This is a genomic window from Gordonia sp. LMA167 (assembly GCF_058130025.1).
In genome coordinates this window covers 3,165,434-3,188,709 of sequence record NZ_CM176708.1, presented here as the reverse complement: position 1 = coordinate 3,188,709, position 23,276 = coordinate 3,165,434, and the positions used below count along the sequence as shown (strand labels likewise).

The window sequence follows — 23,276 nt, the reverse complement described above, 5'->3', positions numbered from 1 at the left end:
GCGTTGCGCTCCCGAATTTTTTGTTCACTTCAGTAGCCTGGCGTCAGTACAGCAACATCTGAAACGTCAACAACTCGAACATCGACACGCACATGCGTAACAGCGTCCGCAGCGGGCGCGGCGCGCATCCGGTGTTCGGCCGACGCTGAAAGGTAATGACGCGCACGTGGATCCTCGACCCGATGGCGCACGCCGACGTTCCGGTGGTCGCGCACGTCCCGAAGAGCCCACCGCGCGCTCCCGCGATCGAGCCGACGGTCGGCCGCGCGGTGAGAAACCCCGCTCCGCCCAACCCCGCTCGGCCCAACCCCGCTCGGCCCAACCCCGCTCGGCCCAACCCCGCTCGGCCCAACCCCGCTCGGCCCAACCCCGCTCGGCTGAGCCCCGACCGGCGCAACCCCGATCGAATCAGCCCCGCTCCGCCCAACCTCGATCGGCCGGACCGCATCCCGACGATCGCCCGCGCACCCGTCGGAGGCCCGCGCCGGGCGATACCCGCGCGGGCGACCCGCGTGCCGCCGGCCGCCGTCGAGACCCCGACGACGGCGGGCGCCGCGACCCGCGTCAGCGGCCGCCGGCCCCAACAGACGAACAGGGCCGCAGGACCTCGGGTGAGATCCACACCGGTGGTGAGGGCGTCGCTGCACCTCGCCGGCGTCGGCGCCGGCCTGACGACCCGGCCACCCCGCCCACCCGGCGCCCAGCCGACGCGTCACCCACTTCGGCGCGTGGTTCTCGTCAGCCCGGCGAGCCGCCACGCCGGTTCGCAGCCCAGAAGCCACCCGGCCCCGCAGCGGATGCCGGAAGCGACGCGAAGCCCCGATCGGCACGTCCACAGAAGCGTGCCGCCGGGCCCGATCAGCCACGTCGCCGGCGTCCGTCCGGGCAAACGCGCCGGCCGGGCGAACAACCCGGGACCAGGCCCACGGCCGGAGCACCGACGAAACGCCGCATCTCCTGGCGCTCGCGGTCCACCCGCGCCGGTGTGGGCCGAGGACTCATCGCACTGCTGTCGGCGTCGGTACTGCTGTGCACCGGATACGCCTGGAACAGCGTCGACAACTTCAACTCCGACATCACCCAGCTGGGCGGCCTCGGCCTCGGCGGCCCGGACGATGGCGCGGTGGACATCCTCCTGGTGGGCACCGACTCGCGGACCGACGCCAAGGGAAACCCGTTGTCCACCCAGGAACTCAATTGGCTTCGCTCCGGCGAGGAGGTGGCCACCAACACCGACACGATCGTGCTCATCCGCATCCCGAACGACGGGTCGTCGGCCACCGCGATCTCGATTCCGCGTGACTCCTACGTCGATGTTCCCGGCATCGGGATGTCGAAGATCAACGCGGCGTACGGCACCACGAAGGAGGGGGTGCGTCGGCGTGCCGTCGAATCCGGCGAGAGCGAGGCCGCGGCGGAGAAGGACGGCACCCAGGCCGGCCGGAAGGCACTCATCGACACGGTCGCCAACCTCACCGGCGTCGAGGTCGATCACTACGCCGAAGTGGGGCTGCTCGGGTTCGTCCTTCTCACGAAAGCGGTCGGCGGCGTCGACGTCTGTCTCAAGGAGGCGGTGAACGAGCCGTTCTCGGGGGCCCGGTTCCGCGCCGGCGAGCAGACCCTCAACGGCCCACAGGCCCTCAGCTTCGTGCGCCAGCGTCATGACCTTCCGCGCGGCGATCTCGATCGCATCACCCGCCAACAGGTGTTCATGGCGTCGCTGGCGCAGAAGATGTTGTCCGCGCACATGCTCGCCGACCCCGGCAAACTCGGTGAACTGCAGCGAGCGATCTCCCGGTCGGTCGTCATCGACGACAATTGGAACGTGATCAAACTGGCCGAGCAACTCAAAGACCTCACCGGTGGCCGGGTGAAGTTCGCCACCATCCCGGTGGTCACCGAGCAGGGCTGGAGCGAGGACGGTCAACAGAGTGTCGTCCAGATCGACCCGAAACAGGTCCGGACGTTCACGGAGAATCTGTTGAACAACAAGAAGAACGACGGAGCCGTCGACCGCGCCGACTACACCGTCGACGTCGTGAACGCCGGCACGATCGACGGGCTGGCGGCCAACGTCTCCAACATCCTCACGAACAAAGGTTTTCAGACCGGGAAGACGAGCGGCGGCAGCGCCGACGACCGCGACAGCGTCGTGTACGCCCACTCCGACGACGCCGGTGCACGCCAGTTGGCCAAGGACCTCGGTGGCGCGGAGGTCCGCGTCGACACCTCGCTGCCGGACAAGCGCCTGAAGGCGGTACTCACCAACACCTATGACGGCCCCGGCTCCATCGGCGACACCGGAGCGCAGGCGGACAACATCCCGGCCAGCGAGCGCGTCGGCAACAACCGCCCGCCCATCACCGCCGGAACCGACGGCCCGACCTGCGTGAACTGATGACCGACTCCTCCATCACCGCCGCCGTCTTCGACGCCGTGACCGACTGGTCTCAGCCGATGTTGACCTTCTACGACCACGCCACCGGCGAGCGCACCGAACTGTCCGGTGCGACCCTGGGGAACTGGGCGGCCAAGTCGGCGAACTTCTTCGTCGACGAGCTGGGACTCGGGTCCGGCGATCATGTTCTCGTCGACCTGCCCGAACACTGGCAGACCGCCGCGATCCTGCTGGGCGCCTGGTGGGCCGGCGCGTGCGTGAGCGTGCCCGCCGACGGCGTCGACCCCTCCGCGCTCGGCGTGGTCGTCACCTCGGCCGAGAAGATCGACGACTACGGCGACGTCGACGAACTTCTCGTCGCCTCACTCGACCCGTTCGCCATGGGAGTTCGCGACCTCCCGGTGGGCGTGACCGACTACGCAACCGCGGTCCGAGTACATGGTGATCAGTACTCGCCGAGGCAGCGGGCAAGCGGACCTGCACTCGCGGACGATTCGACCGACGCGGTCCTCACCGCGGCCCACGCAGCAGCCCGGGCGGACGACATCCGGGCCGACTCCCGGGTGCTGACCGTGCGGCCCTGGCGCTCCTCGGCCGAGATCATCGCGAATCTGCTCGCGCCGCTGTCGGTCGGCGCGTCGCTGGTGACCGTCGCGCACGCCGACCGCGGCCGTATCGACGACCTGGCGAACACCGAGCGCGCGACGACGGTTCTGACTTAGCAACGCTAAGGTCTCAGTCCGTCGAACTCCGTCACGCGATAACGAAGAGTGTGTCTAGCGTGACTCATGCAGATCAAAGGGAAAGCTGCTGGTTTGTTGGGCACAAGTGCCCTGAGTGTCGCGATGGTCATGATGACACCCGCGGTGACCGTTGATGCGTCCCCGGTGACCGCCTTCAACGGCCTGATGTCGACGGCCGGTGGTTGCCAGTCCCCGATACCGGACCTGGTCAAATGGTGCACCGATCAGGAGCGACTCACGCCCGAGGTACCGATGATGCTGCAGATCAACCCGTTCGGGACACGCATCGTCGTGCTCGGCGCGGCCCTCAACCGCGACGGCACGATGAAGCCGGTGCTCGTGACCCGGCTGCAGGCAGGGCTGTCGCTGGCGCGTGCCTTTCCCACCGCGGGGATCATCACCACCGGCGGACTCCCGAGACGGGGTCGCACCGAGGCGCAGGCCATGAAGTCGTGGTTGATCGCGCACGGCGTCCCGGCCCATCGGATCGCCACCGAGAACCGTTCCCGCACCACCATCGAGAACGCCCGCTACACGGCGCGGATGCTGGCCGCCGGGCGCGCCACCGGCGCCGTGGTCGTGAGCAGCCCCACCCACGTCAAACGCGCGATGCTCAATTTCCGCACGGCCGTCAACGGATCGATCCCGATCGCCGGGGTCATCTCCGGCTACACCGACGGAGCTCCTCCGGCGGGATCGGGCTCCGGCAGCGGTTCGACCGGGTCGAGCTGATCGACTCTCCACAAATGCGCCTCGGTACGGCATCCTCGTACCCATGAAGCTGCCTGCGTCCGTCGCGCGATTCAACAAGAAAGTCACCAATCCCATACAGCGCCAGTGGGCGCCCCGCCTGGTCCCCTGGGCGATGGTCGAACACGTCGGCCGCAGGTCGGGCAAGCGCTATTCGAACCCGGTGCTGGCCTGGGCGGACGGTGACCGGCTGTCGATCGTGCTCACCTACGGCCGTCATACCGACTGGGTACGCAACGTCCAGGCCGCGGGCGAGTTCGGACTCATTCGGAAGTCGAAGCACTACACGGTGATTCGTCCGCGGATCATCCCGTCCGACTCTCCCGACGTCGCACGCGGGGCACGCGTCCCCGCGCGCCTGTTCGATTCGGTGTTGACCGGCACCATCGTCGCCGACAAGACGGAGGCCTGATGGCCGACGATCCACTCGACGACTTCACCACCCGCGAGGTCACCGTCGGCGCCACGACCCACCGCGTGTACCGCAAGGGGTCAGGTCCGGCGGTGATCGTCATCGCGGAGATGCCGGGCATCAGTCCGAAGGTCGCCGACTTCGCCCGCAAGGTCGCCGAGCGCGGACTCACCGCGGTCATGCCTTCCCTGTTCGGGGTGGACGGACGCGATCCGCGACCGTCGAATCTGGGCAATCTCGGTGCGGCGCAGAACATGCTCGGCACCATCGCGCGGGCGTGCATCAGTCGCGAGTTCACCGTGCTGGCCACCGGGAAGGCGTCACCGGTGGCCGACTGGCTCCGCGGACTCGCCGCCGAGGAACACCAACGATGCGGCGGCCCCGGCGTCGGCGCCGTGGGGATGTGCTTCACCGGCGGATTCGCGCTGGCCATGGCCACCGACGATCGCCTGCTCGCCCCGGTGCTGTCCCAACCCTCGCTGCCGTTCGGGATCATCCCGTCGCGCAACCACTCGATCGACGTCAGCGACGCCGACCTCGCGCGCGTGAAGAACCGTTGCGCAGCCGGACTCCAGGTGATGGGCCTACGCTTCGAGGGCGACCGGCTCGCCCCGCGAACGAGATTCGACTTCCTGCGCGAGCAGCTCGGTGACTCGTTCTTGTGCGTCGAACTGCCCGATTCGGCGGCGAACCCGGATTCTATGCTCCCGCAGCCTCATTCGGTGCTGACCGAGGACCTCGTCGACGAGCCGGGCGAACCCACGTTCCAAGCGCGCGAGCAGGTACTCGACTTCTTCACCGAGAAACTGCTGACCACCGCTGATTGACCCGGAATTCGCCTAAACTGAACGTTTGTGGAGGCGACCGCCATTCAGGACCGACTCTTCGGAACCATGACCTGCTTCGGGTGTGGTCCGGCGAATGAGCGTGGACTGCAGCTCAAGAGCTATGCAGGCGACGACTACGTCCGCGCCACATTCATGCCGTGGCCCGAACACGACAACGGCATCGGTTACCTGAACGGTGGGATCATCGCCACCCTGCTCGACTGCCACAGCGCCGCGGGTGTCATGAACGAGGCGTCGCTGCAGGGATGGGAAGCCGAACCGGGCACACTCCTGCCCTATGTCACCGCCGGCATCGACGTCCGGTACATCCGCCCCAGCCCACTCGACAGTGAGGTCGAACTCCGCGCCGTGGTCGTCAGCTCCACCGAGGCCGAGATCGTCTGCGACGCCGAACTGCGCTACGACGGGAAGGTCCGTGCCACCGGTCATGCCGTCTGGAAGCGCTGGCGGGCTCGCTGACCTCGACTCCGGGCCCCGTGGCGCTTTTCGTCGCCGGTTGTGCACAGACGATCGGCGCCCGAACGAAATTGTCGGTGTTCGAACGTATGTTTGACGCATGACATCTGGCGCGGTACTCACGCAGCTGGCCGAGGACGAGCGGCACTCGGCGACCGAACTGGTCGAGGTGCTGCACCACTGCAATGCCGTGCGCTCCTGTGCCGACTACCGGATACTCCAGGCGGTCAGCCTGATCCATGAGGAACGCGAACAGGAGTATCTGATCCGCCTCGCCACCGAGGCGGGTACGAGTGAGACCTCGCTTGCCGACCTCGAGAAGCTCGCGGTACGTGCCGCGGGCGGTGACGATCCGAGAGCGCAGTACGGCCCGACCGGGCTCGAGGCGGCCATCGCCGAGGTCGGGGCCGCGCTCACGGTCCCCCCGCCCGCGCCCGTGAATTGATCCTGGCGGGCAGTGTGATGCGCAACCAACTCGCTTTCACCGGCGGCACTCTGGGAGCGGGGCGCATCGATCTCACCCGTTTCCTGCTGGTGGTGCGCCGCACGGAGCTGTGCGACCCCGACAAGATCGAGCTGATCGACGTGGAGATCGCCGATGCGATCGAGACGCGCGAACCCATGTCGATGCGACGCTTCCAGGCCATGGTCGACCGGATCGTCGCCGAACACGATCCCGATGCGGTCCGACGCCGCCGCGAACTCGTCGATGCCGACCGCAAGGTGACGATCCGCCCGGACCGGTTCACACCGGGACAGTCGAGGGTGACCGGTGCGCTGCCGGCCGAGCAGGCAGCAGCGGTCGACGCCCGTCTCACGGCCATGGCGGCCGCAATACATCCCGACGATCCTCGGACCACGGCCCAGCGGCGGGCAGACGCGTTGGTGGCCTTGGCCAATGGCGTCCAGCGGCTGACGTGTCGATGCGAGGGCTGCGCGAGCACATCATCGGAGACACCGGATGAGGTGGCGCGCGAAGAGACGCGAAGGCACGATCCGACGACGGACGCTTGCGCACCTGAAGCCGGAACCGCCAACGCCGGTTCGGCCAACGCCGGTTCCGCCGAACCGGGTTCCGCCGACGCGAGCGCCGAGACCGGCGCCGGTGAAACGAGCACCGGTGCCGCTGGGAGCTGTGACGCCGCCGCGAGTGATCCCGCCATGGCACCGCGGCCGACCTTCCACATCGTCGTCAACCTCAGCACTCTCCTCGGCCTCGACGACGATCCGGCATTCCTGGACGGGCACGGGGTCATCGACGCCGCCACCGCACGCGGTCTGGTCACCGAGGCACGACGGACCTACGTGCGGACCGACATCACCAACTCACCACAGGCCGTCGCCCGCCATACGCCCGGCAAGAAGGTCGACGCCCTGGTCCGCGCCGGCGAATTGTGTTGCACCTTTCCCGGTTGCGACAACCCGGTCTGGCACGCCGACAATGATCACACCGTCCCGCACGGCGAAGGCGGGGCGACCCACCCTCGAAACCTGAAGCCGCTGTGCCGTTTTCATCACCGCATGAAGACCTTCGGCGTCGGATGGCGTGACCATCAGGACGAGCTCGGCACGGTGTTCTTCCAATCCCCCACCGGCCACACATATCTGGGCAACGCGTTCACCGGACGCGATCTGTTCCGATCACTGACCCGCAGCGGCCCGCCACCGGATCATCCGGCACGGCAGCGAATCGACGCACTCCGCGCGAAGCGTGCCGGAGCGATCAGACGTGCCGACCAGCGCGCGATGGATCGGTGGAACGAGCAGAATCCGCCGCCGTTCTGACGGTGCAGCTGGGCAGCGGCCCTCAGTCCTCGCCGAGCAACTTCCTCCGCAACGCCTCGTCCTTCTCGAGCACCATGGTCTCCAGACCCTTCTGGAAATCCTGCATGCGCGAACGCAGCCCGGCGTCCGAGGTCGCAAGGATTCGCACGGCCAACAAACCCGCGTTCCGTGCACCGCCGATCGACACCGTCGCCACCGGGACGCCGGCGGGCATCTGCACGATGGACAGCAGCGAGTCGAGTCCGTCGAGTGTGCGCAATTGAACCGGCACACCGATCACCGGCAACGGGGTGGCCGAGGCGACCATGCCCGGCAGATGCGCGGCACCACCGGCGCCCGCGATGATCACCGAGATGCCCCGGGCCGCCGCGCCCGACGCGTAGTCGAGCATCCGTTGCGGCGTCCGATGCGCCGACACCACACCGACCTCGAAGGGCACCTCGAACTCCGCAAGCGCCTCCGCCGCGGCTTCCATTGTGGGCCAGTCGGAGTCGCTGCCCATGATCAACCCGACCCGTGGCCTGGTCGGCTCGCCGGGTGACCCGGTCTCATCGGCAGGCGATTCGGCGCCGGAACTCGCTGCGGTGTCGGTCATGAGTGCACATCCCATCCATCGGTCCATTCGGCATGCGACATCCAGTGCGCGGCGCGCTCGGCGCGCTCGCGGACCTCGGTCACCGAATCGTTCCCGGTCCCAACAATGTTGACGTGACCGATCTTACGATCAGGCCGTTCGCCCTTACCGTACAGATGCACCTTGGCATCGGGCATGCGCGCCATCAGATGATGCAGACGCTCGTCCATCGACATCTCCGGCGACGTCTCGGCACCGAGCACATTCGCCATCACCGTGACCGGCGCGCGGGGAGCGGTGTCACCGAGGGGGTAATCGAGCACGGCGCGCAGATGCTGTTCGAACTGCGACGTCACCGCTCCGTCCATGGTCCAGTGCCCGCTGTTGTGGGGCCGCATCGCGAGTTCGTTGACCAGCAACGCGCCGTCGGACGTCTCGAACAGCTCCATCGCCATGACCCCGACCACGCCGAGCTCGCCCGCCAAACGCAGAGCCATCTCCTGCGCCTGCTCCGCGACGTCCTCGGACAGGTCCGGGGCAGGCGCCATCACGACAGCGCACTGACCCTTGCGCTGCACCGTTTCCACCACCGGCCATGCCCCGCCCTGACCGAACGGCGATCGGGCGACCATCGCCGACAGTTCACGTCGCATCGCGACCTTCTGTTCGGCGATCAGCCCGACATCGGAGCCCATCTGCTCGTCGAACACCGCGAGCGCCTGGTCACGATCGTCGAGCAGCCAGACACCGCGACCGTCATACCCCCCGCGGACCGCCTTGATCACGATCGACCATCCGTGTGTGTCACCGAACTCGACCAGCCGCGCACGCGCGTCCGCGTGGTCACCGGTCAGGTCCGCGAAGTCCGGTATCGGCAGCCCCAGCTCGGCCAGCCGGACGCGCATCGCCAGCTTGTCCTGGGCGAAATGCAGCGCCTTCGACGGCGGGCGCACCGCGACTCCATCGGCTTCCAGCGCCTCGAGATGTGCCAGCGGCACGCCTTCGTGATCGAAGGTGAGCGCCACCGCGCCCTGCGCCGCGCGACGCAGGTCGGCGAGTTCGTCGTGGGAGCCGAGCACCACATCGGCGCTCACCTGAGCTGCGGGGTCGTCCTCGCTCGTCGCCAAGACGCGCAGGCACTGCCCGAGCGCGATGGCCGCCTGGTGAGTCATACGAGCGAGCTGACCACCGCCGATCATCGTCACGGTAGGCATGCTGGAAGTCACGCGACACATCGTGGCACGAAGCCGACATCATTCGCACATGAGCGCCCGGCGAAGTTACCGTTCGGTTTTGTTTCGTACACTCGGATCTTGTGCCCTTTATCGACGAGCTGGTGGCTCGACTACCCGAGCCCGTTCGTCAGCTCGTATTGCGTCACCACGAGCTGATCAAATTCGCCCTCGTCGGCGGAACCACCTTCGTCTTCGACCTGGCCATCTTCTACCTGTTGACGTTCACGGTCCTGGAGTCGAAGCCCGTCGTCGCGCGTGTCATCTCCGGAACCTTCGCCACGATCCTGAGCTACGTGCTGAACCGTGAGTGGGCATTCAAGAACCGTGGCGGCCGCGAGAAGCACCACGAAGCCCTGCTCTTCTTCGTGATCAGCGGGATCGGGGTCATTCTCGCCGCCGCTCCGCTGTGGGTCGCCAACAACGTCTTCGACCTACGCAGCAACGTCAGCGTGACCGAACAGGTCGTGATCGACTTCATCCTCGGCTTCCTCATCGGCAATCTGCTGCAGATGGCGTTCCGGTTCTGGGCGCTGCGCAAGTTCGCCTTCCCCGTGGAACAACTGCGCGGCGGCGACGCCGGGTCGACCGACCTGCATCCGACGTTCGAAGAACTCACCGATGAGGAACTCGGTCACGCCTGACGACGACGGATGACGACGCCTGGTCGCCCCCACCGTCTCCGTCGCCCGCGTCCGTGCCGTGTCCGTGCGCCGACGGCATGACCAGCGCGAAGACCGCAGGACGGCGTGACGTCAGTTCGAGTCGCCCACCGTCGGCCTCGACCAATGCGCGGGCCAGCGACAAACCCACACCGTTGCCGCGCCCGGCGGAGAATCCGCGTCGGAAGATCAGCCCGACGAGCTCGTCGGGCACTCCCGGTCCCTCATCGGCGACGGTGACCCGCATCATGTCACCGGAGGGCAGGTCGTCCACCTCGATGCGGCACCTGCCGCCACCGTGCTGCAGTGCGTTGTCCACCAGCACACTCAACGCCTCGCGCAAACGGCCCGGACGGGCGCTGACCGCGACCAGGCGGCCGCTGTACCCCGCCGAGATGGTTCGCCCACTCGCCGCGAACGCCGTCCGGAAGTCGCCGATGAGCGTGCTGACCATCTCCTCGACGTCGATGTCGATGGGCACCGCCGGGTCGTTTCTCGACGCCGCAACCATCTCGTCGAGCTCGCGCGACAGCCGCTCGACCTGTTCGAGTGCCGCCTCGGCCTCGCTCACGACCGACGGGTCGGGATGCATGGACAGCTCGTCGAGACGTAATTGGATGGCCGTGAGCCTGCTGCGCAGCTGATGCGAGACATCGCCGACGATCTCGCCTTCCCGCTCGAGACGCAGCGCGATCTCGGCGTTGGCGTCACCGAGCGCCCGGGACACGCGATCGAGTTCGCCGATGCCGTATGACTTCCACTCGGAGCGGAAATCGCCCTTGGCCATCGCCGCAGCACGATCGGCGAGGTCGATGAGCGGGTCGGCGATCCGGCCGACCGTCACCGCCGCGACGATCGTGCCCGCCGCGATCGAACTGGCGACCACCAGGGCGACGATGCCGACTGCCGCGAGCTGATCGTCGCGCACCTGGGTCAGCGGGATCTCCAACAACAACGAGCCGGCGTTGCCGAGGCCGATCGCGTCGGCCATCGTCGCTCCCTCGATCGGCTCACCGATCACCGTGACGGCGTCGGCGGCGCCCGATACCGGGTAGCGAACGGTCAGCCGGCCACCATCGGGGAGCAGAACCCGGAAGGCATCGACGTCGAGCTCGCCGGCTGTGACCGATCCCTCCTGGCCCTCCTGACGGATCAGCTGATCGGAGATCAGCTTGAGCCTGCTGTCCAGGCTCTGGTGGGCGTTGTCGGAGACCCACCACCACGCGATCACGCTCAATGGGATACCCAGGAGCAACCCGACCGCGATGATCATCGCGATCATCGTGTTGAGAATCCGGCGTCGCACCGCTGCTCCGTCGTCTCGTCAGGCGATCACGGATCGAACCGGAAGCCGACACCACGCACGGTGACGATGTGGCGCGGACGATCGTGCTGGTCGTCGCCGATCTTTCGCCGCAGCCAGGAGATGTGCATGTCGAGGGTCTTCGACGACCGCAGGTCGGCCGAGCCCCACACCTCGGTGAGGATCTCGTCGCGACTGACCACCTGCCCGGACCGCTCCATCAGGAAGCGCAGCAGGTCGAACTCGCGGTTGGCGAGCACCAGATCGGAGCCGTTGACCAGAACCCGCCGGCCTCTGGTGTCGAGCTGGATGTCACCGCCGTCGAGGACGACGTCGGCGCTCTGCTGCCTGCGCAACAGGGCTCGGACGCGCGCGAGCAGTTCGGCGAGCCGAAACGGCTTGCCGACGTAGTCGTCGGCGCCTGCATCGAGGCCGACGACGAAATCCACCTCGTCGGTGCGCGCGGTGAGCATCAGCACGGCCAGCTGTGGACGCGCCGTCCGTACCCTCCGGCACACCTCGAGTCCATCGATCTCCGGCAGTCCCAGGTCGAGGATCAGCAGTTCGAACCGACTGTCGAGTGCCTGATCCAGCGCCTGCGCGCCGTCGGTCACGACCTCGCACCCGTATCCCTCACGGGTCAACGCCCGGGCCAGCGGTTCGGCGATCGCCGCATCGTCCTCGGCCAACAACACATCGGTCACCTGCGACTCCCCTCGTCGTGCCGGCGATCCGGGTCGTCGTCGGAGACCTCCCGCATCTCCTCGGAGTATGCCTCGTCGTCCATGTCCAGCACCTCGTGATAGAGCAGCGCATGGACCCGTTCGACCTGCGGGATGTCGTCGAACGACAACGGATCGTCGGAGGCGGACTCGATGATCAGCGTGCCGGTCCGCAGGAGGCGGTCGATCGGGCCGTGCCGGAACTCGACGGTGTTGATCCGCCGGATGGGGATGTCAATGCCCGACCTCGTCAGGATGCCGTTGCGGAAGATCACCCGACGGTCTGTCAGCACGAAATGCGTCGACGACCACGACACGAGCGGTCGCACGAAATACCAGATGAATCCGGCCAGCCACACGACACCGATGATGATCAACAGCACCATCCGGGTCGTCGACCCGAGGTCGGCGCCGCTCACGATTCCGGACAGCATACCCGCGACCGCCGTCACCACCACGAACAGGAGAAACGGCCCGATCAGGCACTTCCAGTGGGGATGCCGATGCAGGACGATGTCCTCGCCGGGCGCGAGATTCTCCCGTGGATAGGCCATGCCTGTCAGCTTAGTGCGCACCGACCCATGGACCGTTCATCTCGACACCGGCGGTGGGTAGACTGCCGATAAACGTCAAGGTCGCCGACAGTCTCGAGGTCCCACACGACATGAGCTACCACGATCCACGTGACCCGCGGGATCCCCGGGACCCCCGGACCGCACGCTATGAACCGGGTTATCCCGAGTCCCGGGCGTACAGCGAGTCCACTCCGCCGCCCGGCTATTCCGAGCCCACCTATGCGATGGATTCCCAAGGTCGGTCGCAACCGGCCCGGCCGAAGCCGCGTCTGGGACCCAATGTCAATCCGACGATGTTCATCGGCGGCGTCGTCATGACCGGGGTGGTGACCGGCCTCGCCGCGTGGCTGGCCGCATGGGTCATCCGGGCGATCGTGCAGCGGGTCAACGACTCCGGACGGTTCGGAATCTGGAACCCGCTGTCCCGCGACGAGTTCTGGTTCGCCGTCGTCGGCTTCTTGTGTGCCCTCGCCGCCGGCGCACTCTGGTACGTGCTGCAGCTGATCACGCCGTCGCCGGATCAGTTCTTCCGCTGGATCGTCGGCCTGCTCTTCGCCGCGTCGGTCATCATCCCGCTGATCCTCTACGCGGAGATCTCGGTGGGAATCGCCACCGCGGTGCTGCACCTGATCATCGGGCTACCGATCGCCGCGCTGATCCCGGCCATGGGACACAAGAGCATCCAGAGTCCCCCGGCCGGAGCACGCTGAGGGCTACCGCCCCCGAACCGCAGCCGGCCGCGATCAGTCGGCCGACCGCAGGTGGGTGACGTCGCCCGCGGCCGCGACGACCTGTCGGCCGTCGGCCTCCACGACGATCCGTCCACTCGCGTCGACACCGATCGCGGTCCCCACGACCTCCTCGTCGCCGGGTAGGGCCAGGCGCACCCGCCGGCCGACGGTGTCGCTCTGTTCGCGATAGGTCTGCGCCAATTGCTCCAGGTCACCGGGCCACCGCACGAGCAGATCCGCCAGGGCGCGCAGGAAAGCCGCGGCGAGGTCGGTCGGCGCAACCGAATGTCCGGTGGCGATGCTCAGCGATGTGGCGGTCGGCACCGGGAGTTGCTCCGTGGTCATCGACGTGTTGATCCCGATGCCGATGACCGCCACACCACCGGACGGTGTGTTCGTGTACTCGGACAGGATCCCCGCCACCTTGTGATCGTCGATCAGCACGTCGTTGGGCCACTTCAGCGCCGGCCGGACACCGACGACGTCATCGATCGCCCGCACCGCGGCCAGGCCGGCGATCAGCGACAACCAGCCGAGGTGCTCGGTGTGTTCGCCGACCGACAGCGCCGCGGACATCGCGAGTTGCGTTCCTCGCGGCGCGATCCAGTCGCGGGAGTGTCGGCCGCGCCCCGCCGTCTGGTCGGACGTCAGGCGCACGGTGCCGTCGACATCCTCGGTCGATGCACGTGCGATGAGATCGGCGTTCGTCGAACCGGTCGCGTCGACGACCTCGACGCTCCGCCATCGGGTATCCGCCAGCAATTCGGCGAGTCGGTCGGAATTCAGTTGCGCAGCATCGGTGGTCACACCTCAAGACGCTACCGCCACAACCGCAGGTGAGCGGCCATTTATCAGGTTCCCGACCGATCGCTCGGGAACATGAGGCGAATCTCACGTTGATCCGGTTGACGTGGGTCACAGTCAGGTAGTTAGCATCGGTGTTCATGACGACAGCTTCGCGCGAGGACGGCGCCGCTCCAGACATCCACACCACGGCAGGGAAACTCGCCGAACTGCGCAACCGCCTCGACGAGACCAAGCACCCGGTGGGCCAGGCCGCGGTCGACAAGGTGCACGACAAGGGCAAGCTGACCGCGCGCGAACGCATCACCCATCTGCTCGACGAGGGATCGTTCGTGGAGCTCGACGCGCTGGCCCGCCATCGCAGCACGAACTTCGGCCTGGCCGAGCGGCGTCCGCTCGGCGACGGCGTCGTCGCCGGCTACGGCACCATCGACGGGCGCGAGGTCTGTGTGTTCAGCCAGGACTCGACGGTGTTCGGCGGAAGCCTCGGCGAGGTCTACGGCGAGAAGATCGTCAAGGTCATGGACCTCGCGATCAAGACCGGCCGTCCCCTGATCGGCATCAACGACGGTGCCGGCGCCCGTATCCAGGAGGGTGTCGTCTCCCTGGGTCTCTACGGCGAGATCTTCCACCGCAATGTCCGCGCGTCGGGTGTGATCCCGCAGATCTCACTGATCCTGGGCGCGGCGGCCGGCGGCCACGTCTATTCGCCCGCCCTCACCGATTTCGTCGTCATGGTCGACAAGACCAGCCAGATGTTCATCACCGGCCCGGATGTCATCAAGACCGTCACCGGCGAGGACGTCACCATGGAGGATCTCGGCGGCGCGCACACGCACATGGCGAAGTCGGGGACCGCGCACTACGTCGCCGGCGACGAAGAGGACGCCCTCGAGTACGTCAAGGAACTGCTGGGCTACCTGCCGTCGAACAACCGGGCCGAGGCGCCGCGCCTGCCGGTTGCCGAGCCGGCGGCGGGATCGATCGAGGACACCCTCACCGACGAGGATCTCGAACTCGACACCCTCATCCCGGACTCCCCCAACCAGCCGTACGACATGCACGAGGTCATCCGTCGCATCCTCGACGACGACGAGTTCCTCGAGATCCAGGCCGAGTATGCGACGAACATCATCGTCGGTTTCGGTCGGGTCGACGGTCGTAGCGTCGGCATCGTCGCCAACCAGCCGACCCAGTTCGCCGGCTGCCTCGACATCAACGCCTCGGAGAAGGCGGCCCGTTTCGTGCGCACCTGCGACGCCTTCAACATCCCGATCGTCACCCTGGTGGACGTGCCCGGATTCCTGCCCGGCACCGACCAGGAGTACAACGGAATCATCCGACGTGGCGCCAAGCTGCTCTACGCGTACGGCGAGGCCACGGTCGGCAAGATCACCATCATCACGCGCAAGGCCTACGGCGGCGCATACGACGTGATGGGTTCCAAGCACATGGGCGCCGACGTGAATCTCGCCTGGCCGACCGCGCAGATCGCCGTCATGGGCGCCTCGGGAGCCGTCGGCTTCGTGTACCGCAGCCAACTCAAGGATGCCGCTGCCAAGGGCGAGGATGTCGACGCCCTGCGTCTGCAACTGCAGCAGGAGTACGAGGACACCCTGGTCAATCCGTACGTCGCCGCCGAGCGCGGGTACGTGGACGCGGTCATCCCGCCGAGCCACACCCGTGGTCAGGTGGCGACCGCACTGCGGCTGCTGGAGCGCAAGATGGTCAACATGCCGCCCAAGAAGCATGGGAACATTCCGCTGTGAGCACCACCGAGAACGAATCGCCGAGCGCACCGGCCGCGCCGTTCCTGCGCATCGTCCGGGGTAACCCCACCGACGACGAGGTCGCGGCCCTCGTGGCCGTGGTCGCCGCGGCCGCCGGGTCGGCGGGTGGACCTGCCGTCGACAACCGGCCCCGCGATGACTGGGGGCGCCCGGAGGACCGGCTACGCCCGATCTGGGGCGCACCCACCAGTTTCACGAATCTGAGGTGGTGACCACCACGGTCGTCCTCGGGTCGGCGTCGCCGGCCCGGCTGCGGGTACTGCGCGACGCGGGCCTCGACCCGCGGGTGATCGTGTCCGACGTCGACGAGGATGCCCTGCTGGAAACGTTGTCGGCGTTTCCACCCGAGGACGTGGTGGTGCGATTGGCCCGCGCGAAGTCGGATGCGGTGATCGCCGAGATCCTCGCCGACACCCGAGACGCGGCGGATGCGGTGGTCCTGACCTGCGACTCGATGTTGTTCTTCGATGGGCGGTTGAGTGGTAAGCCGCACACCGCGGATGCCGGCCATGCGCAGTGGCGGCGGATGCGCGGCAAGTCCGCGCAGTTGATCACCGGGCACTGTGTGACCCGTATCCGCGACGGCGAGGTGACGGGTTCGGCACAGGATTCCGCGTCGACGACTATCCACTTCGCCGACATCGACGACGCCACGATCGACGCGTATGTCGCGACGGGCGAACCGCTCACGGTCGCCGGGGCATTCACTCTCGACGGTCTCGGTGGCTGGTTCGTCGACGCCGTCGACGGAGACCCCTCGTCGGTGCTGGGGATCGGATTGCCCACCGTGCGAAGGTTGTTGGGCGACGTCGGAGTCGACGTCACCACCCTGTGGACGTGATGTGATCTGAGCGTTCCCGGCACCGCCGGTAAGAATCTCGTCCGAACACGATGTGCACGAGTGCAATTCGCCCGGCCGCGGTGACATATCTCACAGCAGCGGGCCCGATCGTCGGTGTGGATCAACTCCGTGCGGACGTGCGGCCCTCCCCGTCCCACCCGAACCCCGCCGTTGTTTCCTCCCCGGAGATGTTGCCGCATCCCGACTCTCGCCGTGTCACACCGGCCCGGACCCTGGTGCGGGCCGCACCCTCGATCGGAGAGGTCCAGACCGGCAAGGCATCGTCGACGGTTCGTCGCGACCGCGATCGACACCCGATCGCCGTCCGACAAGCCGATACCATGGCTGCTGAACGGTCGATGACGACCTGGTTCGCCACGCTGCGCCACGATCTGCGCACCACACCGACCGCGACCGCCGGGAGCCGCATGTGAAGGTCACCGCTGTCGATCTCGTCGATGTGTCGGGAACGCTCACCGAATTGACTTCCCGGTGGAACGGCGAACCACGCGTCACCGACCTCCCGGTGTCCTTCAATCAGGCAAATCATCTTCGCGCACACCATGACCGCCACTCGGCGTCCGGGTGGTTGGCGGGTGCGGTCGACCTCGGCGTCCGTGTCGCCGACCCGATGCGCGCAGCCTGCGCGGTGACCCGGCTGATCGCCGAGCAGCAGGTGCTGCGCACCCGATTCCGGGCGGTACCGTCCCCACGCCAGGACGTCTTCGACTCGCGGCAGGTCTCCGTGCGGCCGCACCTGATCGGCGACGTCGACCGCGGTCGGTTGGCGTCCTGGCTCGACAGCCGTTGCGTGGCCGGACCGGTCCCCGGGATCGCATTCGGACTCTTGGATGACTCGCTGGTGTGCGGCTTCGACCACGCCCACGCGGATGCGCTCACCATCGACCTCGTGCTGCGACGCCTCTCGGCGCTCTACGCCGATCCCGATGCGTTGCCCCGGCCGGGGAGAGATGTCGCCGCACGTTTTCACGCCGAGAGCCGACGGTCGACGCCGTCGGACGCCGACCTGCTGGCAGGCTGGCAGGAGTTCTTCGCCGCCACCGGCGGCCGGGTCCCGACCTTCCCCCTGCCGCTCGGGCCGGTCGCGCCGCGGACACCGGCTCGCACCCGGGTGGAGACGATCGTCGACGCCGAGCACGCCGAGCGCCTCGGCCGCCGTCCGTTCGCGACGATCCTCGCGACGCTCGCCGCCACCATCACCGAACTGGGTGGCCCGGATGAGCTGGCCGCCCTGATACCCGTCCACACCCGGGGGCGTCGCGACGCCGACGGCTGGCATGACACCGCCGGCTGGTTCGTCACCAACGCACCGGTGCGTGTCCGCGCCGCCGACATCGGGGTGCCCGAGCCGCGCTGCGCCGCGCGGTGGACCTCGCCGACGTACCGCTGGACGAGGTCATCCGGACATGCGCGCCGACCCTGCCTGCCGGCGACATGTTCATGATCTCGTATCTGGACTACCGCAAACTCGGACCGCGACTGCCCGGCGCACACCACATCTCCGGCTGCCTCACGGCTGACGACGTCGCATTCTGGTTCTCCCGCACCGACGACGGGATCGACCTGCGGACCCGCCACCCGGCAACAGAGACCGCCGACGCACTCCTCGAACGGGTCGTCTCGACCCTGGCGCGTAGGCTTCGGCTCGTCACCGCCCGCGACAACCGGCCATACCGCGCACCGCACGACCCTGCGACTCGGTAGGCTCGCTATCGACACACAGCGGCTAGTCCATCGGGTGACCGATCGATTCGTCACCACTTCTGGAAGGGAACGCAGTTGAGCGTTGAGACCGATCCGAATCCGGCGTTCGCCGACTTTGCGCACCCGGAGCGTCTCGTCAGCACGCAGTGGCTGTCGGCGCATCTCGGCGCCAAGGGACTGAAGATCATCGAGTCCGACGAGGACGTCCTGCTGTTCGACATCGGCCACATCCCGACCGCGCAGAAGGTCGACTGGCACCTCCATCTCAACGACCCGGTGACCCGCGATTACATCGACGGCGAGCAGTTCGCCGAGCTGATGCGCAGCAAGGGCATCGAACGCGACGACACCATCGTCATCTACGGCGACAAGAGCAACTGGTGGGCGGCCTACGCCCTGTGGGTCTTCACCCTCTTCGGGCACGAGGACGTGCGGCTCCTCGACGGCGGCCGGGATGCGTGGATGTCCGAGGACCGCGACACCTCCTTCGACGTCCCCGAATATCCTCGTTCGGACTACCCGGTGGTGCAACGCGATGACACCCGGATCCGCGCCTTCGCCGCCGAGGTGCTCGGTGCGCTCGGCACCGAGCCGCTCGTCGATGTCCGGTCCCCGCAGGAGTACACCGGCGAGCGCACCCACATGCCGGACTACCCGGAAGAGGGCGCACTGCGCGGCGGGCACATCCCGACCGCGGTCTCCATCCCCTGGGCCAAGGCGGCCGCACCCGACAGCCGCTTCCGCAGCAAGCCCGAACTCGAGGAGATCTACGCCGACCTCGACCCGGCGACCCCGACGATCGCCTACTGCCGCATCGGGGAACGCTCGAGTCACACCTGGTTCGTGCTGACCCATCTCCTGGGCTACGAGAACGTCCGCAACTACGACGGCTCGTGGACCGAATGGGGCAATGCCGTTCGGGTTCCGATCGCGATCGGGCCCGAGCCCGGGCCCGCGCCGGCATCGAAATGACGCTGCCCGCAGCGCTCGCCGAGATCGTCGAGGACTTCGGCGCTCTCGGCGACTCGGACAAGGTCACCTTGCTCCTGGAGTTCTCCCGCGAGTTGCCGGAGCTGCCCGCCCACCTCGCCGAGGATGCGATGGAGCCGGTGCCCGAATGTCAGTCGCCGGTGTTCCTGTCCGTCGACGCGAGCGACGCCGGTGCCGTGCGGCTCTACTTCACCGCACCACCCGAGGCACCCACAACCCGCGGTTTCGCCTCGATCCTGCATCAGGGGCTCGACGGTGCCTCGGCGGCCGACATCCTCGCGGTGCCTGCCGACTTCTACCACGATCTCGGCCTGGACTCAGCGGTCAGTCCGCTGCGTCTGCGTGGCATGGCCGGCATGCTGGCACGCATCAAGACCCAGGTGGTCGCCCAGAGCGGCCACGTGTGACCGCCCACGACTGATGAAGTTCATCCAGATCCGCGACGAGCCGATCGAGCCGGGCGGTCTCGTCGAGTGGACCCCGTATGTGCCCGGCGGGCTGGGCACGTGGACTCGAGATTCGCGTCTGACCTCGCACAATCATGAGCAGCACCTGCGTGCGGCCTTCGAGTACCGGGTGCGGACCCGCCGCGAGGGAGGTCGCGAGTCGTGGCTGGGGTTGTCCATAGAGTTCGACGAACCACTGTCCATCCCGGCGATCCGCAAGACCCTCACCCGATGGATCGACCGCCACGAGGTACTGCGGAGTCATGTGATCATCCGCGGCGACGGGCTGCAGCGACTGAGCACGGCGCCCGGCTCAGTCAAGCTCAAGATGGGCCGGATCGGTTGGTACAACCAATCCGGCCCGCTGGTCGAACAGATCGCCGGCGCGTTCGACCGCGCGACCGCGCCGCTGCACTGGCCGGCATACATGTTCGCGACCGTGGGTCGCGAGGATTCGTTCACGCTCCTCTTCGCCGCCGACCACTCGCTGGTGGACGGCTACTCGCTGATCATGGCGCAGCACGAACTCGTGACCCTGTATCGGGCCGCACGGACCCTGACCGAGCCCGATCTGCCCGAGGTGGGCAGTTACGTCGACTTCAGCGCCGAGGAACGTCGCCAGGCCGACCAGACCGGCGCCGACCATCCGGCAGTCCGTACCTGGGCCGACTTCCTCCGGGCCGGGCACGGCGGCATGCCCGCCTTCGGCATCGATCGGGCCGACCCCGCCATCGAGCAGGCCGATCTCGATGCCCCGGCCCCCGACCCCAGCGACGAGTCCGCCGTCGCACAGCAATCGCTGTACGGGTTGGTCCTCGACAACGACGCCGCCAACCGGTTCACGGCCGTCTGCTCGCAGGCGGGCGGCACGGTGACCGCCGGGGTACTCGCGGCGTTCGCGCTGGTCTACCACCGGCGGACCGGCGATCCCGAGTTCCGGTGCGTCCTGCCGCGGCACACCCGCGACGACACCCGATGGCTCACCGCGCTGGGCTGGTTCGTTGCCGTCGCACCGTTCACCCTCGACGTCTCCGATTCACCGACCTTCGACCAGGCCGTGGTCCGCGCCACCGCCGAACTCAAGAGGTCCCGACAGGGAGCGGGTCTGCCGTTCCTCCGGGTCGCCGAACTGCTCGGGCACGGTGGTGAGCCGTTGTTCGTGATCTCGTTCATCGACACCCGCTACGCTCCCGGTGCCGCGGAGGCGGACGCGGGTCGCGCGAAGGTGCTGCGCAGCCACAGCTACGCACCCCACGAGGTCTACATCTGGATCAATCGCACCCCCGGCGGAATGCGTGTCTCGGCGCGCTTTCCACCCGAAGGCCCCGAAACGGACAACCCGGCCGACGATGTGAACCACGCCACTGGCGCCCATCAGTTCCCGGCCCCGATCGCCCGGGATCCTGGCCCCGCGCAGTCCTACCTGCACGATTTCACCCACTTCGTTCGAGAAGTCGGCGACACCAGCACATTTCGTACCCACGAGTAACCTGATGGGGTCCACCGAGCAATCGATCGGTGAGCTACTGTGTTTTCCGGAACGCGTGATGCTTAAACTCAAGTGTCGTGCCTCACTCGAGCGGGCAGACCGAAGGCCGCCGGGTGAACCCCAGACGCGTGATGTAAGTCATAACAGCCAGTGCCGCTCCACCGAGCGTCACGACGCCCAGGAGAACAAGTGCCAAGTCCCTCTGCGAACAGCATTTCCAAGGTCCTCATCGCCAACCGCGGCGAGATCGCGGTGCGTGTCATCCGGGCCGCTCGTGACGCCGGCCTCGCCAGCGTCGCCGTCTATGCCGAACCCGACGCCGACGCGCTGTTCGTCAAGCTCGCCGACGAAGCGTTCGCACTCGGTGGACAGACCTCCGCAGAGTCGTACCTGGTGTTCGACAAGATCCTCGACGCCGCGGCCAAGTCCGGTGCCGACGCGATCCACCCGGGCTATGGCTTCCTGTCCGAGAACGGCGACTTCGCCCAGGCCGTCATCGACGCGGGCCTGATCTGGATCGGACCGTCACCGCAGTCGATCCGCGACCTCGGCGACAAGGTCACCGCCCGACACATCGCACTCAAGGCCGACGCCCCGATGGCACCCGGCACCAAGGACCCGGTCAAGGACGCCGACGAGGTCGTCGCCTTCGCCGAGGAACACGGCGTGCCCGTCGCGATCAAGGCCGCGTTCGGCGGCGGCGGCCGCGGCATGAAGGTCGCCTACACCATCGATGAGATCCCCCACCTGTTCGAGTCGGCGACCCGCGAGGCCGTCTCCGCGTTCGGTCGTGGTGAGTGCTTCGTCGAGCGCTACCTCGACAAGGCCCGTCACGTGGAGGCCCAGGTGCTCGCGGACCAGCACGGCAACGTGATCGTCGCCGGCACCCGCGACTGCTCGCTGCAGCGCCGCTTCCAGAAGCTCGTCGAGGAGGCCCCGGCGCCGTTCCTGACCGACGAGCAGCGCACCAAGATCCACGAGTCCGCGAAGGCGATCTGCCGCGAGGCCGGTTACTACGGCGCAGGCACGGTCGAGTTCCTCGTGGGCAGCGACGGCCTCGTGTCGTTCCTCGAGGTCAACACCCGCCTGCAGGTGGAGCACCCGGTCACCGAGGAGACCTCGGGCATCGACCTGGTGCGTCAGCAGTTCCGCATCGCCAACGGCGAGAAGCTGGAGATCTCCGAGGATCCCACCCCGCGTGGTCACTCGTTCGAGTTCCGCATCAACGGCGAGGACGCCGGGCGCAACTTCCTGCCCGCCCCCGGTCCGGTCACCGTGTACAAGGAGCCGACCGGCCCCGGTGTGCGCGTCGACTCCGGTGTGGTCGCCGGTGACGTCATCGGCGGACAGTTCGACTCCATGCTGGCCAAGCTGATCGTCACCGGTGAGACCCGTGAGCAGGCACTCGAGCGCTCACGTCGCGCGCTGGCCGAGTTCGAGGTCGAGGGACTCGCCACCGTCATCCCGTTCCACCGCCACATCGTGGAGAACCCGGCCTTCCACGGCCACAAGGACGAGAATGGTGTCGAGAAGTTCGACATCTACACCAAGTGGATCGAGACCGACTGGGACAACCCGATCGAGCCCTACACCGGTGGCGAACCGATCGAGGAAGACGACTCGCTGCCGCGTCAGAACGTCATCGTCGAGGTCGGCGGCCGGCGCGTCGAGGTCTCCCTGCCCGGCGACCTCTCGCTCGGCGGCGGTGGTGGCGGCGCCAACGGTGTCGTGCGCAAGAAGCCCAAGGCACGCTCCCGCAAGAAGGGCGGCAACACCGCCGTCTCCGGTGACGCCGTGGCGGCCCCGATGCAGGGCACCGTCGTCAAGGTCGCCGTCGAGGAGGGCCAGGAGGTCTCCGCCGGGGATCTGGTGGTGGTGCTCGAGGCGATGAAGATGGAGAACCCGGTCACCGCCCACAAGGACGGCGTGGTCACCGGACTCGCCGTCGAGGCCGGTGCCGCGGTCACCCAGGGCACCATGCTCCTCGAGCTGAAGTAGGA

At 67.6% G+C, this 23,276-nt stretch carries 26 protein-coding genes; 20 read left to right on the top strand and 6 right to left on the bottom strand.

Features of this window, described 5'->3' with window-relative positions:
• Positions 1–166 precede the first annotated feature (166 nt).
• From ACVT6V_RS14400 to ACVT6V_RS14365, 8 genes are all read left to right on the top strand, one after another.
• Positions 167–2,398 carry an LCP family protein gene (locus tag ACVT6V_RS14400; RefSeq protein ID WP_489900471.1) on the top strand — a complete coding sequence of 744 codons (2,232 nt, stop codon included), beginning with the start codon at positions 167–169 and terminating at the stop codon, positions 2,396–2,398.
• Positions 2,398–3,120 (top strand): TIGR03089 family protein, encoded by a 723-nt coding sequence (locus tag ACVT6V_RS14395; RefSeq protein WP_489900470.1) that lies wholly within the window; start codon positions 2,398–2,400, stop codon positions 3,118–3,120. The genes ACVT6V_RS14400 and ACVT6V_RS14395 overlap by 1 nt, the downstream gene beginning before the upstream one ends.
• A gap of 66 nt (positions 3,121–3,186) precedes the next feature.
• Positions 3,187–3,873, top strand: coding sequence for a YdcF family protein (locus ACVT6V_RS14390; protein ID WP_489900469.1), 687 nt, complete (start codon positions 3,187–3,189; stop codon positions 3,871–3,873).
• A 43-nt stretch (positions 3,874–3,916) separates the two neighbouring features.
• Positions 3,917–4,303 carry a nitroreductase family deazaflavin-dependent oxidoreductase gene (locus ACVT6V_RS14385; protein ID WP_489900468.1) on the top strand — a complete coding sequence of 129 codons (387 nt, stop codon included), beginning with the start codon at positions 3,917–3,919 and terminating at the stop codon, positions 4,301–4,303.
• Positions 4,303–5,130 carry a dienelactone hydrolase family protein gene (locus ACVT6V_RS14380; RefSeq protein ID WP_489900467.1) on the top strand — a complete coding sequence of 276 codons (828 nt, stop codon included), beginning with the start codon at positions 4,303–4,305 and terminating at the stop codon, positions 5,128–5,130. Before ACVT6V_RS14385 ends, ACVT6V_RS14380 begins: the two co-directional genes overlap by 1 nt.
• A 27-nt stretch (positions 5,131–5,157) precedes the next feature.
• Positions 5,158–5,610, top strand: a complete 453-nt coding sequence (locus ACVT6V_RS14375; RefSeq protein WP_489900466.1) for a PaaI family thioesterase — start codon at positions 5,158–5,160, stop codon at positions 5,608–5,610.
• A gap of 97 nt (positions 5,611–5,707) precedes the next feature.
• Entirely contained in the window at positions 5,708–6,052 is a 345-nt protein-coding gene (locus tag ACVT6V_RS14370) for a hypothetical protein (protein ID WP_489900465.1), read from the top strand.
• Positions 6,053–6,069: 17 nt separating this feature from the next.
• Positions 6,070–7,392, top strand: a complete 1,323-nt coding sequence (locus tag ACVT6V_RS14365) for an HNH endonuclease signature motif containing protein (RefSeq protein WP_489900464.1) — start codon at positions 6,070–6,072, stop codon at positions 7,390–7,392.
• 22 nt (positions 7,393–7,414) lie between these two features.
• Here the strand turns inward: ACVT6V_RS14365 and purE are convergent, their stop codons facing one another.
• A complete protein-coding gene (purE, locus tag ACVT6V_RS14360; protein WP_489900463.1) occupies positions 7,415–7,987 on the bottom strand; it encodes a 5-(carboxyamino)imidazole ribonucleotide mutase in 573 nt (190 codons plus the stop codon).
• A complete protein-coding gene (locus ACVT6V_RS14355; protein ID WP_489900811.1) occupies positions 7,984–9,180 on the bottom strand; it encodes a 5-(carboxyamino)imidazole ribonucleotide synthase in 1,197 nt (398 codons plus the stop codon). Before ACVT6V_RS14355 ends, purE begins: the two co-directional genes overlap by 4 nt.
• 101 nt (positions 9,181–9,281) lie before the next feature.
• Between ACVT6V_RS14355 and ACVT6V_RS14350 the strand changes: the two genes are divergently transcribed.
• Positions 9,282–9,842: a GtrA family protein gene (locus tag ACVT6V_RS14350; RefSeq protein ID WP_489900462.1), complete on the top strand. Its 561-nt coding sequence runs from the start codon at positions 9,282–9,284 to the stop codon at positions 9,840–9,842.
• Here the strand turns inward: ACVT6V_RS14350 and ACVT6V_RS14345 are convergent.
• The 3 genes from ACVT6V_RS14345 to ACVT6V_RS14335 are packed head-to-tail and all read right to left on the bottom strand — an operon-like array spanning position 9,814 to position 12,439.
• On the bottom strand, positions 9,814–11,166 hold the full coding sequence (locus ACVT6V_RS14345; protein ID WP_489900461.1) for a sensor histidine kinase: 1,353 nt from the start codon (positions 11,164–11,166) through the stop codon (positions 9,814–9,816). The genes ACVT6V_RS14350 and ACVT6V_RS14345 overlap by 29 nt on opposite strands.
• A 26-nt stretch (positions 11,167–11,192) precedes the next feature.
• Positions 11,193–11,867 carry a response regulator transcription factor gene (locus ACVT6V_RS14340; RefSeq protein WP_489900460.1) on the bottom strand — a complete coding sequence of 225 codons (675 nt, stop codon included), beginning with the start codon at positions 11,865–11,867 and terminating at the stop codon, positions 11,193–11,195.
• Positions 11,864–12,439 carry a PH domain-containing protein gene (locus tag ACVT6V_RS14335; RefSeq protein WP_489900459.1) on the bottom strand — a complete coding sequence of 192 codons (576 nt, stop codon included), beginning with the start codon at positions 12,437–12,439 and terminating at the stop codon, positions 11,864–11,866. The genes ACVT6V_RS14340 and ACVT6V_RS14335 overlap by 4 nt, the downstream gene beginning before the upstream one ends.
• Positions 12,440–12,549: 110 nt before the next feature.
• On the opposite strand from ACVT6V_RS14335, the gene ACVT6V_RS14330 reads away from it, so the two are divergent.
• Positions 12,550–13,170, top strand: a complete 621-nt coding sequence (locus ACVT6V_RS14330; protein WP_489900810.1) for a DUF6069 family protein — start codon at positions 12,550–12,552, stop codon at positions 13,168–13,170.
• A 33-nt stretch (positions 13,171–13,203) separates the two neighbouring features.
• Here ACVT6V_RS14330 and ACVT6V_RS14325 read toward each other — a convergent pair whose 3' ends face one another.
• A complete protein-coding gene (locus ACVT6V_RS14325; protein WP_489900458.1) occupies positions 13,204–13,998 on the bottom strand; it encodes a biotin--[acetyl-CoA-carboxylase] ligase in 795 nt (264 codons plus the stop codon).
• A 137-nt stretch (positions 13,999–14,135) separates the two neighbouring features.
• On the opposite strand from ACVT6V_RS14325, the gene ACVT6V_RS14320 reads away from it, so the two are divergent.
• The 10 genes from ACVT6V_RS14320 (at position 14,136) to ACVT6V_RS14275 (ending at position 23,274) form a co-directional block, all read left to right on the top strand.
• A complete protein-coding gene (locus tag ACVT6V_RS14320; RefSeq protein ID WP_489900457.1) occupies positions 14,136–15,764 on the top strand; it encodes an acyl-CoA carboxylase subunit beta in 1,629 nt (542 codons plus the stop codon).
• Positions 15,761–15,997 (top strand): acyl-CoA carboxylase epsilon subunit, encoded by a 237-nt coding sequence (locus ACVT6V_RS14315; RefSeq protein ID WP_489900455.1) that lies wholly within the window; start codon positions 15,761–15,763, stop codon positions 15,995–15,997. Before ACVT6V_RS14320 ends, ACVT6V_RS14315 begins: the two co-directional genes overlap by 4 nt.
• Positions 15,991–16,626 carry a Maf family protein gene (locus tag ACVT6V_RS14310; protein WP_489900454.1) on the top strand — a complete coding sequence of 212 codons (636 nt, stop codon included), beginning with the start codon at positions 15,991–15,993 and terminating at the stop codon, positions 16,624–16,626. The genes ACVT6V_RS14315 and ACVT6V_RS14310 overlap by 7 nt, the downstream gene beginning before the upstream one ends.
• A 188-nt stretch (positions 16,627–16,814) precedes the next feature.
• Complete coding sequence (locus tag ACVT6V_RS14305; protein WP_489900453.1) at positions 16,815–17,060, top strand: hypothetical protein; 246 nt, start codon at positions 16,815–16,817, stop codon at positions 17,058–17,060.
• Complete coding sequence (locus ACVT6V_RS14300; protein ID WP_489900452.1) at positions 17,057–18,091, top strand: condensation domain-containing protein; 1,035 nt, start codon at positions 17,057–17,059, stop codon at positions 18,089–18,091. The genes ACVT6V_RS14305 and ACVT6V_RS14300 overlap by 4 nt, the downstream gene beginning before the upstream one ends.
• On the top strand, positions 18,088–18,351 hold the full coding sequence (locus ACVT6V_RS14295; RefSeq protein WP_489900451.1) for a hypothetical protein: 264 nt from the start codon (positions 18,088–18,090) through the stop codon (positions 18,349–18,351). Before ACVT6V_RS14300 ends, ACVT6V_RS14295 begins: the two co-directional genes overlap by 4 nt.
• Positions 18,352–18,426: 75 nt before the next feature.
• Positions 18,427–19,323, top strand: coding sequence for a sulfurtransferase (locus ACVT6V_RS14290; protein WP_489900450.1), 897 nt, complete (start codon positions 18,427–18,429; stop codon positions 19,321–19,323).
• Positions 19,320–19,748, top strand: coding sequence for a SufE family protein (locus ACVT6V_RS14285; protein WP_489900448.1), 429 nt, complete (start codon positions 19,320–19,322; stop codon positions 19,746–19,748). The genes ACVT6V_RS14290 and ACVT6V_RS14285 overlap by 4 nt, the downstream gene beginning before the upstream one ends.
• Positions 19,749–19,761: 13 nt before the next feature.
• Positions 19,762–21,276 carry a condensation domain-containing protein gene (locus ACVT6V_RS14280; RefSeq protein WP_489900447.1) on the top strand — a complete coding sequence of 505 codons (1,515 nt, stop codon included), beginning with the start codon at positions 19,762–19,764 and terminating at the stop codon, positions 21,274–21,276.
• A 189-nt stretch (positions 21,277–21,465) separates the two neighbouring features.
• Positions 21,466–23,274, top strand: a complete 1,809-nt coding sequence (locus ACVT6V_RS14275) for an acetyl/propionyl/methylcrotonyl-CoA carboxylase subunit alpha (RefSeq protein WP_489900446.1) — start codon at positions 21,466–21,468, stop codon at positions 23,272–23,274.
• Positions 23,275–23,276: the final 2 nt, after the last annotated feature.